We start from the raw sequence: 14027 nt of genomic DNA on the forward strand, positions 1-14027 counted from the left end.
CTAGCCGAAAGCGGCCCGGCTGGATGGCCGCCTAGGAGAGGGCGGTCACGGCGGCCGGGTCGCTGTCGCGCAGGAAGGTCGCGCAGCGCTCGGCCTCGTCCGTCTCGCCGATCGCCCCGGCCGCCTGCCCGAGCGCGTGCAGCGCCCGCAGAAAGCCCTGGTTCGGCTCGTGCGCCCACGGCACCGGCCCGGCCCCGCGCCACCCGCTGCGGCGCAGCTGGTCGAGGCCGCGGTGGTAGCCGGTGCGCGCGTACGCGTAGGCCGTCACCGGCTCGCCGGCCGCGAGGGCCAGCTCGGCCAGGCGCGCCCAGGCGGCGCTGTAGGCCGGGTGCTGCGCGGCGACCGCCTTGGCGGTCTTCTCGGAGTCGGACTCGGCCAGCTGGGCGGCGGCGTGCGGCTCGGCGGGCAGCAGGGTGGGCGCGGGCTCGGGCAGGAGGTTCTGCATGCCGCAATTACACCAGAGAGGGCCTGGCTGAACGGTTGAGCCCGCGCGACGCGCACGGAGGGTGTGGCGGCGCCGGAGGACGGGCTACAACTGAAAGTCCGGAGCCTCCCCAGGACCCGGTTCGCGATGGCCCGTTCCTTCCCGGATCGGGCCATCGCTCTTTGCGGGGGTTTGGCAGGATATGGGCGTGCCAACCCCGCCACCGCCCGACGTCGTCGCGCTGCACGATCACTCCCCGGACGAGATCGAGTCGATCGAGGAGCTGCGGTTCCACCTGCGCCAGGGCACCATCGCCGGCAAGATCGTCCAGGGTCTCGACCTCTCCGCCGTCGACCTGGCGCGCATCGACGTCGCCGACTCGCTGTTCATCGGCTGCCACTTCGCCGCGCTCGACACCGTCGTGGACCTGCTGCTGCGCCGGGCCGTCGTGGTGCCCGAGTTCGCCGGCATCCCGTATCCGACCCACCCCTCCCAGCTCTACGTGCCCGAGGACCTCGCGGCCGGCTTCGCCTCCGACGGCTTCGACGGGATGTTCGACACGGTGGTGTACCGGCACTTCCGCGCCACGGGCGGGGCGACGCCGGAGATCCGCGAGGCGGTCGCCCAGCGGATGCACGACTCGGGTGTCGACAACGCGCTGGCCAACGTGACCGCCGGCTGGATCGCCGCGCGGGGCCCGGCCGCGGCGATCGGCATCATGGGCGGGCACGCGGCGCTTCGGGGCGCGGTGGAGTATCGCCACGCCGCCGAGCTCGCGTGGCGCCTCGCGCGCGCCGACCGCCTGGTGGTGACCGGCGGCGGCCCCGGCGTCATGGAGGCGGCCAACCTCGGCGCGTTCCTGGCCGAGCACCCGCTCGAGACCGTGACCGCGGCGATCGACGAGCTCGCGGGCTCGCCCGATTTCCATGACCATCAGCCGTACACCGCCGTCGCCCTGCGCGTCCGCGAGCGCTACGGCCACCCGGTCCCGCCGACGCCCGACTCGTCCGAGCCGGCCGACCAGGCCGCCGTCGACCCCGTCACCTGGGCCCGCCGCGGCGGTCTGGCCATCCCGACCTGGCTCTACGGCCACGAGCCGGCCAACCTGTTCGCCGCGAAGATCGCGAAGTACTTCTCCAACGCCATCCGCGAGGACACCATCCTGCGCCTGTCCCGCGGCGGCATCGTCTTCGCGCCGGGCATGGCGGGCACCGTCCAGGAGGTCTTCCAGGCCGCGACCAAGACCTTCTACGCCAGCGACGGCGCCAGCGGCCCCTTCGTCTTCCTCGACGTGGCGCACTGGACCGAGCGGCTGCCGGTCCGCGGCCTGCTCGAGCCGCTGCTCGCCACCTCTCCGGTCGGCGACCTGCGGCACCTGCTGCACATCACCGACGACGTGGCGGAGGCGGCGGAAATTCTGACCGCCTAAGTGAGCGCGTTTCGCCATTACGCAAAGTGATGTGACTGTTACTTTGGGTCAGATAGTGGTTTCAGAGAGGACCCCGACCCCATGTCGCAGCAACGATTCTGGCGAAAGCGCGCCGTCTCCCTCGGCTTCACCGCCGCCGCCGCAAGCGCCGTGATCGTCGGTGGCCTGCCGCACGTGGCGTACGGCGCCACGCTGACCGGCACCATCGCGATCACCACGCCGTCGACCGGCAAGCTGGCCGCGGGCACCGCCAAGCAGGTGCTCCTGCTCACGGTCACCGGCCAGACCCTGTCCGAGGCGCTGATCACCGGCGTGAACCTCGGCACCGACGCGAGCTGCCAGAACATCCCGACCTACATCGTCACCAGCCCGACCACCATCGCGGTCAAGACGCCGTCCGGCGGCTGCCCCGCGACCACGGCCACCGGCGGCGACGGCATCGACATCCTGTTCGCCGGCGGCAACACGCTGAGCAAGGCCAACGGGCTGTTCTTCATCACGCCGCCGGCCATCGCGGCGCTGTCCGACAAGCCGGTCATCAACGACAACAGCGCCCTGCTCGACCCCACCGCGCAGACCCGCCGGTTCGTGACCGCCGGTGGGCAGACCGTGCGCGTGAAGGCCGACTCGACCTTCGCGTTCGACCCGCGCACGTCGGCGGCGCTCGCCGTGACCTTCGGGGGCAAGCCGGCGACCGAGATCAAGGTCTACGACTCCTCGGGCACGCTGATCCCCGCCAACACTTCGTCCGCGCCGGCGGCCGGCAACTACCTGACGTTCAAGTCGCCGGCCGGCCTGTCGACGACCGACGCGAGCCTCGCCATCAGCCAGGGCGGCGTGAGCAAGACGTTCGCGGTCTCCGACACCGGCGCGAGCATCATCGCGGTGCCGACCGTCATCTCGCTCAGCGTCTCCTCGGGCCGCGCGAAGGGCGCGACCAGCACCGTGCTGACCACGAGCGCGCTGGTGTCCAAGACCCTCAGCGACTACCAGGGCGGCTCGGCGACCTGGGGCGTCTTCTTCTGCAACAAGCCGGCGGCGGTCACCGCCGTCAACACGGCCGGCACGCAGCTCACCGTCACCACCCCCGACGTGACCAACGACCCCGACGGGCTCGGCACCAACGTCTACGCCGGCAGCTGCCCGGTCACCATCGCGGACCTGACCGACAACGCCAACCCGGTCAAGGGCCCCATCACGCCGGGCGGCTACTTCAACTTCCTCAACGAGTAGTCGATGACCCAACGCGAACGGCCCGGCTGGAGTGATCCAGCCGGGCCGTTGTCGCGTCTGCCGAGCGCGGCGCTTACTTGGAGAGCGTGGTGCCCGTCGAGCGCAGGTGCTCGCAGGCCTCGACGACGCGGGCGGCCAGCCCGGCCTCGCCGGCCTTGCCCCAGGCGCGCGGGTCGTACGCCTTCTTGTTGCCGACCTCGCCGTCGACCTTCAGCACACCGTCGTAGTTGGTGAACATGTGCGCGGCGACCGGGCGGGTGAACGCGTACTGCGTGTCGGTGTCGATGTTCATCTTGACCACGCCGTAGTCGAGGGCCTCGCGGATCTCCGAGAGCAGCGAGCCCGAGCCGCCGTGGAAGACCAGCGAAAGCGGCTTTTCCTTGCCGTACTTCTCGGCGACCGCGTCCTGGATCGTCTTGAGGATCTCGGGGCGCAGCTTGACGTTGCCCGGCTTGTAGACGCCGTGCACGTTGCCGAAGGTCAGGGCGGCCATGTACCGGCCCTTCTCGCCCAGGCCGAGCCTCTCGACCATGGCCAGGCCGTCCGCGACGGTCGTGTACAGCTTCTCGTCGATCGCACCGACGACGCCGTCCTCCTCGCCGCCGACCACGCCGACCTCGATCTCGAGGACGACCTTCGCCGCGGCCGTCTTGGCCAGCAGCTCCTCGGCGATGTCGAGGTTCTCGCCCAGCGGCACCGCGGAGCCGTCCCACATGTGCGACTGGAACAGCGGCTCCTCGCCCTTGGCGACGCGCTCGGTCGAGATGGCCAGCAGCGGGCGGACGAACTTGTCGAGCTTGTCCTTCGGGCAGTGGTCGGTGTGCAGCGCGATGTTCACCGAGTACTTCTTCGCGACCTCGTGCGCGAACGCGGCCAGCGCGACCGAACCCGTGATCATGTCCTTCACGGTGGGGCCGGAGATGTACTCCGCGCCACCGGTCGAGACCTGGATGATGCCGTCACTCTCGGCCTCGGCGAAACCGCGGATCGCCGCGTTGAGCGTCTGCGACGAGGAGACGTTGATCGCCGGGTAGGCGAACGCGCCGGCCTTGGCGCGGTCGAGCATCTCGGCGTAGACATCGGACGAGGCGATGGGCATGACGGCGCTCCTTGACTGTTTGGATCGTGCGGTTTGGAGCCGATAGACGCGAGCTCCTCGCGGACCGCTCTGTCCTGCCACGGAGTATCTCGCAGTCCTGAGCATCGCTCGTAGCCGGGTGACCTGACCGGGAATTCCGGGGGGCACGGGGCAAAGGGGGCGCAACAGTCGTACGGTGGAGAACGCCCAAGGACGGAAGCGAGCTACCGCAGCGAGCGACAGGGAGCCCCGGCGATGACCCAGCCAGACGAGGAACTGCTGACCATCGAGGACCGTCTCGACCCGGACGTGCGCGACCCGGAGTCGTCGCCGGAGGATGCGGCCGAGCAGGCCCAGCCCGCCAATCCGCTGGACCGGCCGCACACGCCGCACGCGCGGCCGTGGGAGGCGAACGAGTACGACGCCATCGAGCAGGACCGCGAGGTCGACCTCAGCGACGAGTACTAGCCGGGGGCCCGCAGGGCGACTACCCCAGGGTGAACTGGGGGTGCGCCGTCAACCAGGCGCCGACCCGCCCGTCGCGCATGGCGTCGTAGAGGCCGTCGCCCCCCGGCAGGGGCTCCGGGCCGCCGTTGGACGCGCTCACCGGCAGCCGGATCGCCGAGACCGCCGAGGGGTCCACGCCCGCCATCCGTGCGGCCAGCACCGGCAGCGACGCGGTGCCGAGGTGCAGCTCGAGCGTGCCTCCGGCCGCGGCGAGCAGGCCGGGCACCCGGGCCGGGTCGGCGGCGGCCTTCGCGAGCGCGGTCAGGTACTGCTGCAGCACCCGGTCATCGCCCGACCCCAGCGATCGGCGCAGGGCGTCGCCCGCCTCGCCCGGATCGTAGTGCCGGCATACGGGCGCACAGAGGTCGACGCCGCCCGCGGCCCGGGTGACCGACTCGAGTCCGGCGATGTCGACGACCGCGCCGCCGTCGAGGGTCAGCCCGGTCATGCCGGCGACCGCCTCGGCCGCGAGCTCGTACCCGCCGACCAGATAGGCCCCGTCGGCGCGCTGCGGGCCGATGCCGGGCAGGTCGAGCAGGAGATCGCGGGGGATCACGACCTCGTAGGCGGTGCGGGCGGCCGGGTTCACGTGCAGCAGCACGATGGCGTTGGCCTTGACCCGCACCGGTGTGCCGGTGCCCCGGTCGATGCCGACGATCAGCAGGTTCACCGGCCGGCTGGGCTCGGGCGCGGCGGGCGGCGCCGCGTGGGGCCGGGCCACGATCGGCACCAGCAGCAGCGCGAGGGCGGAGCACAGGAAGGTCAGGCCGGAGAAGACCCAGCGCCGCAGCGCGCGCAGCCGCCGGGCGCCCGTCACGATCGACTCGCCCAGGTCGGGCGACGCGGCCGGGACCAGCTCCTCGTGGCGGGCGAAGGTCTCGCGCAGCAGGTCGTCCATCACGGCTTCGCACCCCCGTCCACGGTGAGCGTGGGCGCGACGCTGGTGCGCAGGGTCGCGAGCGCCCGGGAGATCCACGAGCGCACGGTGCCGACCGGGCAGCGCATCACCTCGGCGATCTCGCCGTCGGTGAGCCCCTCGTAGTAACGCAGGACGAGCGCGGCGCGCTGCTGGCGGGGCAGCCGCCCGAGCCACAGCCACATCTGGTCGCGCTCGGCGTGCCCGTCGGCGTGGTCGGGCGCCGGCACGCCGGTGTCGACCTCGACGCCGCGCAGCGCGACCCGGCGCAGCCAGGAGCCGCGGTGCAGGTCGACGTACGCGTTGGTGATCATGCGCTTCACGTAGCGCTCGGGCATGTCGGCCGCCGCGATCCGCCGCCACTTGAGCTGCGCGCGGATCATCGTCTCCTGCACGAGGTCCTGCGCCGTGTGCGGGTCGCCGGTCAGCATGACGGCGTAGCGCAGCAGCGCCTGCAGCCGCGCCTCGACGAACTCCTCGAACGTCAACCCGACCCCTTCGCCCGTCCCCGACCCTAAGACGCATCGAGGACGGGCGAACATTGCGCTAGGGGATCAGCGGGGGGTAGCCCGGGTCGAGCAGCCCCCGGTCGCGCAGGGCGGTGTAGAGCGGCGTCGACTCGGGGTAGTGGCCCCAGTGGTGGTCGCCGTCGCCGACCCCCACCCCGCCGAGCAGCTGCTGCTGCACCGGGTTCAGCTCGTTCCACCACGGCTTGCCGGGCAGGTCGGCGATCTCGTCGCGGATGGCGATCCAGCGGTACGTGTAGCCGAGGAAGACGCAGCGCCGGGTGATCTCGGAGTGGTTGTCCGAGCGGGCGTGCCAGATCCGGCGGTCGAAGAAGACCACGTCGCCCGCGTCGACCTTGACCTGGATCGCGCCCTGCGGGGCCGGCCACGGCACGTCGCGCTTCGGCGGCCCGGGCAGCCAGTTGGCGGTGTGGCTGCCGGGGATGAGCGTCAGGTTGCCGCGGCCCTCCTCGGAGACGTCCGAGAGCCAGTACGCGAGCTTCACCGACAGCCGCGGCCGCGGGTCGGTCTCGAGCTCACGGTTCTGCCGGCCGCCGTCCTGGTGCCAGTGCCACCAGTCCGGCTTCGCCGCCGGGACGGTCGGATGCACGTCCAGGTGCGAGTGGTAGATGTGCACGTTCCAGCCCAGGATCGACCAGACCAGCGGGAACGTCGCCGGGTGGTCGATCAGGCCGGCCAGCTCCGGGCAGCTCGTGACGGCGCTGAGCAGGTGCAGCGAGCCGTCCGCCGCGCGCGGGTGCGTGGCGTGCGCGACGTCGAGCACCGACGCGTAGTGACGCACCTCGTCCGGGCTCAGCACGCCCTTCAGCACGAGGTAACCGTCCGTGTCGAACTGCTCCCGCTGCTCGGCCGTCATCGGCACCCAGCCGGTGCCGGCCGCCGGGCCGGCCGTCGTCGTGGCAGACATGCCCCGTTCTCCAGTTCCGGCGCCGAACACCGGCGCCTCCATTCGGAAGACGGTCGCGGGGCACCCCTTCAGAGGTCGGCCGATCGGTCAGGGTCTTTTGGCCGGTTCGGAGGCAACGGAATCGACCGTTATGACGTCGGTGTGCCGACCATGGCTACTCCGCGTCATCAGTCCAGCGAGGCGGCGAGGTAGCCGACCACCCGGTCCGGGGGGCCGCCCTCGTCGCCCGACGTGGCCCGGTGCAGCTCGCGAACCGTCGATCCGCGGCCCCGGGCCCACGCCAGCAGGCCGCGCAGCGCGTGCCGCCCGCAGGCGTCCCGCTCGCCGATGTCGCCGGGTTCGAGCCGCGCAACGGCGTCGATGGTCCGCGCGTCGGCCGCCCGGGCCTGCTCCTGCGGCAGGAAGTGCGAGAGATCGGTGCTGCACAGCACGATCGTCCCGGGCCCGTGGACGGCGGCCAGCAGCTCGGCGACCGCGTCGGCCTCGCCGGGCCCCACGCACACCGGCAGCACCTTGGACAACCCGAGCAACTGCAGAAACGGGAGCTGTACCTCCAGGGAGTGCTCGGGCGCGTGCGGCGCGTCGTCCGCTCGCGCCAGCCCGGCCGCCACGAGCCTGGCGGCGCCGTGCGTGTCGAGCGTCACAGTGCCCAGCGGCGTCGACCACTCGGCCAGCGTCGGCACCGCGGCCCCTCGCAGCGGCACCCGGTGCGCGGGGCCGAGGAGCACGACGCGCTCGGCCGTGCGCCCCTGCAGCCGGCGGTACACGTGGGCCGCCGTGGGACCCGACCACCGGTACCCGGCGTGCGGGACGATGTACGCGGGGGATTCGTCCGGCTCAGGCGGTACAGCTGCCAAAAGCTCCTCCACCGCGGCCTGCAGCTCCCTCGGGTCGGCCGGGTAGAAGCTGCCGGCCACGGCGGGCGGCCTCATCCGATGGCCACCGGCAACCGGCGGCGCCCCCAGCTCCCGGCCGGCCCCTCGAACACGCCCGGCACCGCGAACCCGCACGCGGTGCAGCGCCCGTCGTCGGTGAGCGCGTACGCGACCAGGTCGTACCAGTCGCGCACGACCGCGGCCGCCCCGCAGCCCGGGCACCGGGTCGTCTGGCCCTCGGGATCGTGGACGTTGCCGGTGTAGACGAACCGCAGCCCCGTCTCCAGCGCGATCCGCCGCGCCCGGCGCAGGGTCTCGGGCGGGGTCGGCGGCACGTCACGCATCTTGAAGTCGGGGTGGAACGCGGAGAAGTGCAGCGGCACGTCCGGCCCCAGGTGCTCCAGCAGCCAGTCGCACTGCTTGCGCAGCTCTTCGTCGCCGTCGTTGCGGCCGGGGATGAGCAGCGTGGTCACCTCGAACCAGACGTCGGTCGTGCGCAGGTACTCCAGCGTCTCCAGCACCTTGTCGAGCCGCGCGAACGTGATCTTGGAGTAGAACTGTTCGCTGAACGCCTTGAGGTCGATGTTCGCCGCGTCGATGTGCCGGTAGAACTCCTCCCGCGGGGCCGGGTTCATGTATCCGGCCGAGACCGCGACCGCCTTGATCCCGCGCTCGCGGCACGCGTCGGCGACATCCATGGCGTACTCCATGAAGATCACCGGGTCGTTGTAGGTGAACGCGATCGAGCGGCAGCCCAGGCGCTCGGCCTCGGCGGCGAGCCGCTCCGGGCCGGCGGCCGAGCCGAGCGTGTCCACCTCACGGCTCTTGGAGATGTCCCAGTTCTGGCAGAACCGGCAGCCGAGGTTGCAGCCCGCCGTGCCGAAGGACAGCACCGGCGTGCCCGGCAGGAAGTGGTTCAGCGGCTTCTTCTCGATCGGGTCCACGCAGAAACCCGAGGACTTGCCGTAGGTCGTGAGCACGATTTCGTCGCCCTCGCGCTGCCGGACGAAGCAGAAGCCGCGCTGACCCTCGTGCAACCGGCAGTTGCGGGGACAGACGTCGCACTGCACCCGACCGTCATCGAGCCGGTGCCAGTGCGCGGTCGTGACCACCGCCATACTCCGAGCTTAGCTTCGCAAGGAGGCTCACGTACCCTGGTGACCCGTGGAAGAAAAGACGCGCGCCCTGGGCGACCTGCTCTCCCTCAACCCTCTCGACGCGAAGGGGCTGCTGAGCACGTTCGGCGTGATCGGCGTCTGGCTCATCATGTTCGTCGAGACCGGACTGCTGGTCGGCTTCTTCTTCCCCGGCGACTCGCTGCTGTTCCTGGCCGGCGTCGCCGCATCGCCGGTCGCCAGCGAGCTGGTCGGCACCCACATGAGCCTCACCCAGCTGCTCATCGGCGCCCCGATCTGCGCGATCGCCGGCGCCCAGCTCGGCCACTACCTCGGCGCCCGCTACGGCCGGAAGATGTTCGACCGGCCCAACTCGCGAATCTTCAAGCGGGAGTACGTCGAGAAGGCCGAGCACTACTTCGCGAAGTTCGGCCCCGCGAAGGCGGTCGTGCTCGCCCGCTTCATCCCGATCGTGCGCACCTTCCTGAACCCGGTCGCGGGCGTCGTGGGCATGCCGGCGCGCCAGTTCTTCATCTGGAACGTGGTCGGCGGCATCCTGTGGACCGACGGGATCATCCTGGCGGGCTGGGCGCTGGCGAAGCAGATCCGCGACGTGATCCCGGACGGCCAGATCGACAAGTACCTCCTGCCGGCCGTGGTCCTGATCGTGCTGATCTCGGCCCTGCCGATCTTCATCGAGATCTTCCGCGGCTGGCGCGAGCGCAAGCGGGGCAAGGCGACGACGACGGCGCACCTCGCCGCCGACCCGGCGAACGCCCCGACGGAGGTGTTCCCGGCGGTGCCTCCGGCGGACCGCCCGGGCAACCACCGCGTGCACGACCAGTTCTAGTCACGACGTTCGGATCAGGGCCTGGAGCAAGACGTTACCGAGCTTCTCCGGGCCCTGATTCATGTGCTCTCGGGCCTGCCGCTGCTCTTCGCCTTCCCTGCGCCGCCTCGAGCTCTCGCGGCGCACGCGGTCACGTGAAGGCGTCCGGGTCAGGCGGTGGCCGTCGGATCGTCCAGCCAGTCGGTCGCCAGCGAGGTCGGCGCCACGCGCAGGGTCAGAGCGCTGTATGTCAGCCGCGCCGCCTCCTCGAGGTACAGCGCGCGCTTGTGCGCCAGCTCGACGGAGTCCGCGATGACCGAGCACCCGTGGCGCGACAGCACCACGCAGTTCGTCCCGTCCGCGCACGCCTCCGCGGCCAGCTTGCCCACCTCGGGCCGGCCCGGCGGCACGAACGGCGTGGTGGCCACCCGCCGCAGGTAGAAGGCATGGTCGGTGGTGACCAGCCGGATCGGCTCGGCGATCGCGTCGAGCAGCAGGACGCTCTGCGGGTGCAGGTGCACGACCGCGTTGACGTCCGGGCGGACGCGATAGGTGGCCACATGGAGCCCCAGCTCCGAAGACGGCGCGACCCCAGAGTTGTCAAGGGTCGCGCCGTCGCTGATTCGGATCCGAACGAATGAACCGCGGTCGAGCCGGTCCAGCCAGGTTCCGGCCGCGGTTGCCCAGCATTCGTCCGCGCCTGGTGCCCGGGCGGAGAGATTGCCACCCGAGCCCACGACGAGTCCGGCCCGCACGACCGCGCGCCCGAGATGGGCGAGCTGGTCGCGAAGGTCGCCGGCCGGGTAGTGCCCGGAGGCGCTACCCGACACTGCTAGCGAGGCGCCTTCTTGGTCGCGCGCTTGCGCGGCGGCGTCAGAAGGTCGGCGATGGTGCCGATGGCGGAGGGCACGAGGCGGTAGAACGCCCACACACCCCGCTTCTCGCGCTCCAGCAGACCAGCCTCGGTCAGGATTCGCAGGTGGTGGCTCACGGTCGGCTGCGAGAGCCCGAGCGGAGCCGTCAGGTCACACACACACGCCTCGCCGTCGGGAGCCGACTGGATCAGGCTCAGCAGCCGGAGTCGGGCCGGGTCGGCAAGCGCCTTCAGGACGCCGGCCAGACGCTCGGCATCGGCGCGGTCAATTGGCTCGCCGGCAAGCGGCGAGATCTGGGGCAGGGTCATCTCAGCCAGCGCAGTTCCCACGTATTCCATCCTTCCACCAACACCATCGACCCGCCTGCATATGCGCAGGTCCGAATCGACAATTTTTCAGCCCTGTCGGCCGAGGTCGGCCAACGAAAACGCTGAGCGATAGCTCAGCCCCGCGGCGCGAACCGCCTTTTCCGCGCCTCTGTCGACGATAACGGCGCAACCGACAACATCGGCGCCCGCCTCTCGCAACGCGTCGACCGCAGTGAGCACACTTCCACCTGTAGTGGAGGTGTCCTCGACCGCGAGGACGCGCCGGCCGGCGACGTCGGGCCCCTCGACCCGGCGCTGCAGACCATGAGCCTTGTCACTCTTACGGACGACGAACGCATCAAGCGGACGTCCTCCGCGGGCAGCCGCCGCATGCAGCATCGCGGTGGCCACCGGGTCCGCGCCGAGGGTCAGCCCTCCCACGGCATCGAACTCCCAGTCGTCGACGAGATCGAGGAGCACCCGGCCGACCAACGGTGCACCAGCATGGTGCAGCGTCAAACGACGAAGGTCCACGTACCAGTCGGCAACTTGTCCGGACGACAGCGTGACCCGTCCTTCGACCACGGCTAGGTCGCGCACGAGTTTCAGCAGGTCGTCACGGTCGGTCATGTCCGAAGCGTACGCGCTAAAGCTGCGCAGTGAATCGATGACCCGCACTCTCGGCGAAATTAATGGCCGTCAAGGGGACAAGGGTGAATACGAAGGTGATCGCAGCGATCACCACGAGTGACGCGAGAGGTGCCGGTGACAGGGGATAACGATGCACCGATGCCCTCGCGACGAACCCGAATCTGACTCGAATTAGATCGTTGCAATGCTCGATGGAAGCCTCTGACCTGCGGAAACAGCCGAACGTACCGCCCCGGGCCACCCGGACGCCCATGGGAGCGCTGCCAATCGGCCCATCAGCCGTTCGTACGTGACCACAATCATGTTCGATACACAGCAAACTCAATGCTTGCAGGGATACACACATCGACGCTCAACGGTGCCTCGATGGGCGTTATTGCTCCTCATGCCCGATGCGTCCCCTCCCGAGCACCGCCGCGCGCCGAAGGAACCCACGAGGTGCGTAGCGCATGAACGCCACCGCGACCTTGTACCTGCGGCCGGGCACGCTGACCGCCCGGCCCCGCCGCAGGTCCGCGAGCGCCGCCCGCACGACCCGCTCGGCGTCCAGCCAGATCCACGACGGCGCCCGGGACATGTCGATGCCGGCGGCCTCGTGGAACTCGGTGCGGACGTAGCCGGGGCACAGCGCCATGACCCGAACCCCGGTCCCACGCACGAGCAGCGCCTGCGACTCGCTGAAGCTGGTGACCCAGGCCTTGCTCGCCGGATACGTCGAGCCCGGCATCAGTGCCGCGAACCCCGACGCCGACGAGACGTTGACGATGCCGCCCCGGCCCCGCTCGACCATCCCGGGCAGAGCGGCCAGCGTGAGGCGCATGACCGCGTGGACGTTGAGCCGCAGCAGCTCCTCCTCCAGCTCGGGCGTGGAGCGCAGGAAGGAGCGGTTGAGCGACCGCCCGGCGTTGTTCACGAGCAGGTCGACCGGGCGCCCCGGGTCGCTCAGCCGGGCCGCGACCGCGTCGGCGCCCTCGGTGGTGGCCAGGTCGGCGACCAGCACCTCGACCGGCCCGGGCAGTTCCGCGGCAAGGGCCTCGAGCCGCTCGCCGCGACGGGCGACGAGCACGAGCGCGTGCCCCCGGGCGGCGAGCTCGCGAGCGAAGGCGGCCCCGAGGCCGGCCGAGGCCCCGGTGACGAGAGCGGTGGGCATCGCGGCAGGGTAACGAACAAGGGGACCGGGCGAACCCGGTCCCCTTGTCATAGATCACCTGTCGCGATCACCTGTCCCGCGATCAGCCGTTCGGCGGCCCGTAGCCGGGCGGAGGCGGCGGCGGGTAGCCACCCGGACCGCCGGGGCCGGGCGGGGGCGGCGGGAAGCCACCAGGACCGCCGTTACCCGGCACCGGGGGCTCCCACTGGGGCTGCTCCTTGCGGAAGTACGGGTGCGAGGCGGGCAGGGCCAGCAGGACGATCGGCACCGCGACCGCGATGATGATCAGGATGCTGAGCACCGTGGTGACCGGCTGATACCAGCCGGGCACCGCCGAGTAGACGAGCTCCTGGTACCTGTCCCAGGTGGGCAGCTCCGGGCTGTTCTTGCGGGCCGCGTCCCAGAACGTCTTCGCGAGCAGGACCGATCCGACGTTGAGCACGCCGCAGCACAGTGCGATGCCGCCGACGACCCAGGTCAGCACCCGGGCGACCTGGTTGCCGCGGCTCACGTAGTAGCCCAGCAGCACCAGGATCACGATGATGATGAAGCCGAAGATGACGCCGATCGATGAGCCGATGCCGGTGGTCGTGGTCGCGCTGGTGTTCAGCCCGGCGTCCTCGTAGACCTTCTTCGTGCCCTCGGCGATCTTGCCGGCGTAGAGGAGCGAGAGTACGACCTGGATCACTTCGAGCCCCGCCGCGGCGAACAGCAGGGTCGACGCCAGGCTGACGGTTGACGGCCGGGCGCGCGGCCCGGCCGGCACTGCGAAAGACATCGAGTTGGCTCCCCTCCCAGGAACGTTCCTGGGAATCACCGTATCGATGCGCCGCTAATCTCGCAGCCGCTCCTCGGCATACCGCGCGAGCGTCGTGCTGCCCATGATGCAGCCGGTGAACGTCTTGACCTCGCCGCGCTGGCCGGACAGCTTCTGCCAGGCCGAGCGCCCGGCCGCCGCGTCGGCGTGCGTCAGGAGCTCGGCGGCGTAGACGCGCCCCGCCGGGGTGGCCTTGTCGAGCAGGGCCTCGAGCCGCGGGCGCAGCTCGCCGCCGTGCTGGCGCAGGCCCTCCTCGACCGCGAAGTAGGCCTTGGTGGCGGGCAGGAGGGTGCCGGCGATGCCGACGCCGCCGAACGCGAGCGTGTCGGCGTCGGCGAGCAGTCGCAGCTCCTCGTCGTACGCCTGCTTCTTCCACAGCATCAGCC

The 14027-nt window shown here is 71.0% G+C and carries 17 protein-coding genes; 4 read left to right on the forward strand and 13 right to left on the reverse strand.

Annotation, left to right across the window (positions count from 1 at the left end; genetic code table 11):
- Positions 1-31: 31 nt before the first annotated feature.
- Positions 32-445: a DUF3151 domain-containing protein gene (locus tag ACQP2P_RS45525; RefSeq protein ID WP_433611857.1), complete on the reverse strand. Its 414-nt coding sequence runs from the start codon at positions 443-445 to the stop codon at positions 32-34.
- 181 nt (positions 446-626) lie between these two features.
- On the opposite strand from ACQP2P_RS45525, the gene ACQP2P_RS45530 reads away from it, so the two are divergent.
- Together ACQP2P_RS45530 and ACQP2P_RS45535 are read left to right on the forward strand one after the other, a co-directional pair.
- A complete protein-coding gene (locus tag ACQP2P_RS45530; RefSeq protein WP_433611859.1) occupies positions 627-1853 on the forward strand; it encodes an LOG family protein in 1227 nt (408 codons plus the stop codon).
- A gap of 81 nt (positions 1854-1934) precedes the next feature.
- Positions 1935-3086, forward strand: coding sequence for a hypothetical protein (locus ACQP2P_RS45535; RefSeq protein WP_433611861.1), 1152 nt, complete (start codon positions 1935-1937; stop codon positions 3084-3086).
- Between the two features lie 73 nt (positions 3087-3159).
- On the opposite strand, the gene fbaA is transcribed toward ACQP2P_RS45535, so the two are convergent.
- Entirely contained in the window at positions 3160-4185 is a 1026-nt protein-coding gene (gene fbaA, locus ACQP2P_RS45540; RefSeq protein WP_433611863.1) for a class II fructose-bisphosphate aldolase, read from the reverse strand.
- Positions 4186-4419: 234 nt separating this feature from the next.
- Between fbaA and ACQP2P_RS45545 the strand changes: the two genes are divergently transcribed.
- On the forward strand, positions 4420-4632 hold the full coding sequence (locus tag ACQP2P_RS45545; protein ID WP_433081742.1) for a hypothetical protein: 213 nt from the start codon (positions 4420-4422) through the stop codon (positions 4630-4632).
- Between the two features lie 19 nt (positions 4633-4651).
- On the opposite strand, the gene ACQP2P_RS45550 is transcribed toward ACQP2P_RS45545, so the two are convergent.
- From ACQP2P_RS45550 to amrS, 5 genes are all read right to left on the reverse strand, one after another.
- Positions 4652-5569, reverse strand: a complete 918-nt coding sequence (locus ACQP2P_RS45550) for an LCP family protein (protein ID WP_433619558.1) — start codon at positions 5567-5569, stop codon at positions 4652-4654.
- A complete protein-coding gene (locus tag ACQP2P_RS45555; protein ID WP_433611866.1) occupies positions 5569-6075 on the reverse strand; it encodes a SigE family RNA polymerase sigma factor in 507 nt (168 codons plus the stop codon). Before ACQP2P_RS45555 ends, ACQP2P_RS45550 begins: the two co-directional genes overlap by 1 nt.
- Positions 6076-6133: 58 nt before the next feature.
- A complete protein-coding gene (locus tag ACQP2P_RS45560) occupies positions 6134-7021 on the reverse strand; it encodes a phytanoyl-CoA dioxygenase family protein (protein ID WP_433611868.1) in 888 nt (295 codons plus the stop codon).
- Between the two features lie 167 nt (positions 7022-7188).
- Positions 7189-7953 carry an AmmeMemoRadiSam system protein B gene (amrB, locus tag ACQP2P_RS45565; protein ID WP_433611870.1) on the reverse strand — a complete coding sequence of 255 codons (765 nt, stop codon included), beginning with the start codon at positions 7951-7953 and terminating at the stop codon, positions 7189-7191.
- Complete coding sequence (gene amrS / locus ACQP2P_RS45570; RefSeq protein ID WP_433611872.1) at positions 7950-9014, reverse strand: AmmeMemoRadiSam system radical SAM enzyme; 1065 nt, start codon at positions 9012-9014, stop codon at positions 7950-7952. The genes amrB and amrS overlap by 4 nt, the downstream gene beginning before the upstream one ends.
- A gap of 46 nt (positions 9015-9060) precedes the next feature.
- On the opposite strand from amrS, the gene ACQP2P_RS45575 reads away from it, so the two are divergent.
- A complete protein-coding gene (locus tag ACQP2P_RS45575; RefSeq protein WP_433611874.1) occupies positions 9061-9861 on the forward strand; it encodes a DedA family protein in 801 nt (266 codons plus the stop codon).
- Positions 9862-10010: 149 nt separating this feature from the next.
- On the opposite strand, the gene ACQP2P_RS45580 is transcribed toward ACQP2P_RS45575, so the two are convergent.
- The 6 genes from ACQP2P_RS45580 to ACQP2P_RS45605 all read right to left on the reverse strand — a co-directional run bounded on the left by ACQP2P_RS45580 (position 10011) and on the right by ACQP2P_RS45605 (position 14022).
- A complete protein-coding gene (locus ACQP2P_RS45580; RefSeq protein WP_433611876.1) occupies positions 10011-10769 on the reverse strand; it encodes a class II aldolase/adducin family protein in 759 nt (252 codons plus the stop codon).
- Positions 10673-11053 (reverse strand): ArsR/SmtB family transcription factor, encoded by a 381-nt coding sequence (locus ACQP2P_RS45585; protein WP_033359976.1) that lies wholly within the window; start codon positions 11051-11053, stop codon positions 10673-10675. Before ACQP2P_RS45585 ends, ACQP2P_RS45580 begins: the two co-directional genes overlap by 97 nt.
- A 57-nt stretch (positions 11054-11110) precedes the next feature.
- Complete coding sequence (gene pyrE, locus ACQP2P_RS45590) at positions 11111-11653, reverse strand: orotate phosphoribosyltransferase (protein WP_433081756.1); 543 nt, start codon at positions 11651-11653, stop codon at positions 11111-11113.
- Between the two features lie 394 nt (positions 11654-12047).
- Positions 12048-12824 carry an SDR family NAD(P)-dependent oxidoreductase gene (locus ACQP2P_RS45595; protein ID WP_433611879.1) on the reverse strand — a complete coding sequence of 259 codons (777 nt, stop codon included), beginning with the start codon at positions 12822-12824 and terminating at the stop codon, positions 12048-12050.
- Between the two features lie 82 nt (positions 12825-12906).
- The gene (locus ACQP2P_RS45600) at positions 12907-13602 is read right to left on the reverse strand and encodes a hypothetical protein (protein WP_433611881.1); all 696 of its coding nucleotides are present in this window, start codon (positions 13600-13602) and stop codon (positions 12907-12909) included.
- Between the two features lie 54 nt (positions 13603-13656).
- The gene (locus ACQP2P_RS45605) at positions 13657-14022 is read right to left on the reverse strand and encodes a hypothetical protein (protein WP_433611883.1); all 366 of its coding nucleotides are present in this window, start codon (positions 14020-14022) and stop codon (positions 13657-13659) included.
- Positions 14023-14027: the final 5 nt, after the last annotated feature.

The sequence above is a fragment of the Dactylosporangium sp. CA-139114 genome, assembly GCF_050955725.1.
In the GTDB taxonomy this organism is placed as follows: Bacteria; Actinomycetota; Actinomycetes; order Mycobacteriales; family Micromonosporaceae; genus Dactylosporangium.